Genomic DNA, 2,310 nt, shown 5'->3' on the forward strand with positions numbered 1-2,310 from the left:
GGGAGCGGCAGCGGGTGGTGCTCGCGCGGGCGCTGGCCACCGAGGCGAGTGTGCTGCTGCTCGACGAGCCCACCTCCATGCTGGACGTCGGCCATCAGCAGCAAGTGCTCGAGCTCGTCGACGGCCTGCGCAGGGACGGCGGGCTGACCGTGCTGTCCACGCTGCACGACCTGACCGCCGCCGGCCAGTACGCCGACGAGCTGGTGCTGCTGCACGAGGGCGAGGTCGCGGCGGCCGGCCCGGCGGCCGCGGTGCTCACCGCCGCCCTGATCGGAACCGTCTACGCGGCGCGCGTTAGCGTGGTTACGGGCGCCGACGGCCGCCCGGTCGTCGCGCCGCTGCGTCCCCGCCCTGACACCGGCGCGCGCGGGTAGTAGTCTCACTTCCGGTCTTCCATAACGTCGGCTTAAGGGGCCGCCATGTCGTACCAGCCTTACCCGGGCGGAACCCAGATGCCCGAGCCGGCCACCCGTCCGCCTGTCCCGCAGTCGATAACCAGGGCCGTGCAGCTCATGTACGCGGGCGCGGCGGCGAGCCTGATCGGCATCATCATCGCCTTGACGACGCTGAGCTCGATCAAGAGCCAGATCATCTCGAAGAACCCGAGCCTGACGGCGACCCAGGTGAACAACGCCCAGCACGTGGCGATCGGCGTCCTCATCGCCAGCGGCCTGATCGGCGCCGCGCTCTGGCTGTGGATGGCGCAGAGCTCCAAGGCGGGCAAGAACTGGGCGCGGATCGTGTCCACCGTGCTGTTCGCCATCGAGACGATCAACGTGGTGGCCGGCGCGTCCGCGATCTCGAGCGGCGGCGCCTCGCGGATCTACTCGATCGTGATCTGGCTGATCGGCCTCGGCGCGATCATCTTCCTCTGGCAGCGCTCGTCAACGGAGTACTTCAAGGCCCCGCGCTACCAGGCTTGAGCCCCCTGCCGCCCGCCAGCCACCCGCCCTCCCGCCAGCCACCCGCTCTTTGGTGGTCGATGTCACATCGACCACCAAAGAGCGTCGTCGATGTCACATCGACCACGTTGGGGCGTGCGGCTCTGGTTAGCCGGCGGGCGGCCAGGCGAACACTCGGGTCGGGTGGATGGTGACCACCACGCGGGTGTCGCCAGGGTTGTCGCGTTCCCGCAGGTCCGCGCCACCGTACTTGGCGCCTACCTTGTCGGCGAAGGTGTAGTCGGGGTCCGGCGTGACCTCGGCGTCGCCCCGCAGCTCCAGGTACCGGTAGGGCGACTGCTCGTCGAAGATGAGCACGCTGGCCTTGGGGTCCGCCTGCAGGTTCTTCACCTTCTGCCGGGCGGTGTTCAGCGAGAACTTGACCGTGTCGTCCTCGGTGAGGAACCAAACGCCGGACAGTTGCGGCCGGCCGCTGGCCCCGATCGTGCCGAGCACCGCGACCTGCGCGTTGAGCAGGTCGCGGTGCGAGTCTGGAATCGTCGTCATGCCACGAACTTTACGACGCGGCTACGTGTTGCGTCTCGGTGGCGCGCACATCCTCCAGCCCTTGCGGATGTGATGTCGCGACAGCCGCGGCGCGCCGCCCGATCGCGATAGCGGCGGCCGCGCCGAGCAGCGAGATCCCGGCCGACACGAACATCGCTGGCCGGTAGCCTGCGGTGAACGACGCGACAGACCCGAGGTGCCCGTTGGCGGCGAACACGGCGGTCACTAGCGCGATCCCGAACGCCGCGCCGAACCGCTGCATCGTGTTGCTCACCCCGGACGCGCGGCCGACATCGGCAGGCCCGACAGCGCTGAGCACGGCGGTCGGCGCGGTCGGGATCGCCATCGAGACTCCGACGCCGGCGATGATCAGCGGCGCCACGAACCGCCCGTAACCCGAGGATCCGGCGGCCGCCATGGACGCCACCCAGGCCAGCCCGCCGGCTTGCAACAGCAGGCCGGTGACGAGCAGCGGCCGGGTGCCCATCCGGTCGGCCAGCGCGCCGGCCAGCGGAGCGACCACCATCGGCGTCGCCGTCCACGGCAGCAGCCGCAGCCCGGTCGCCAGCGGCGAATATCCCAGGCCGAGCTGGAAGTACTGGGCGGTGAGGAACGCGGCGGAGAAGATCGCCCCGCTCATGCAGAACGCGGCGAGGTTGGCCGCGGAGAACGCGCGGACGCGGAAGAGCCGCAGCGGCAGCATCGGTTCTGCCGTCGTCCGCTCGCGCAGTACGAACCCGGCGAGCAGCGCGACGCCGGCGATGAGGGCGGCGATTCCCCTGACGTCGCCCCAGCCCGAGTCCCCGACCCGGACCAGCGCCCAGGCGATCAGGGCCGTGCCGCCCGCCACGAGCGGCACCGC

Annotated in this window: 4 protein-coding genes; 2 read left to right on the forward strand and 2 right to left on the reverse strand. The window is 70.7% G+C overall.

The genetic code is table 11. The annotated features are described in order from the left end of the window. Together WA805_RS12955 and WA805_RS12960 are read left to right on the forward strand one after the other, a co-directional pair. A partial coding sequence (locus WA805_RS12955) for an ATP-binding cassette domain-containing protein (RefSeq protein WP_425242454.1) occupies positions 1-374 on the forward strand: 374 nt, incomplete at its 5' end. A gap of 45 nt (positions 375-419) precedes the next feature. Continuing rightward, a complete protein-coding gene (locus WA805_RS12960) occupies positions 420-923 on the forward strand; it encodes a hypothetical protein (RefSeq protein ID WP_425242455.1) in 504 nt (167 codons plus the stop codon). Between the two features lie 126 nt (positions 924-1,049). On the opposite strand, the gene WA805_RS12965 is transcribed toward WA805_RS12960, so the two are convergent. Together WA805_RS12965 and WA805_RS12970 are read right to left on the reverse strand one after the other, a co-directional pair. Then, positions 1,050-1,448, reverse strand: coding sequence for a PPOX class F420-dependent oxidoreductase (locus WA805_RS12965; protein ID WP_422280208.1), 399 nt, complete (start codon positions 1,446-1,448; stop codon positions 1,050-1,052). Between the two features lie 10 nt (positions 1,449-1,458). Next, positions 1,459-2,310: MFS transporter (locus WA805_RS12970; protein ID WP_425242456.1), on the reverse strand; the 852-nt coding region annotated here is incomplete at its 5' end.

Source organism: Trebonia sp. (genome assembly GCF_049794275.1).
GTDB lineage: Bacteria > Actinomycetota > Actinomycetes > Streptosporangiales > Streptosporangiaceae > Trebonia.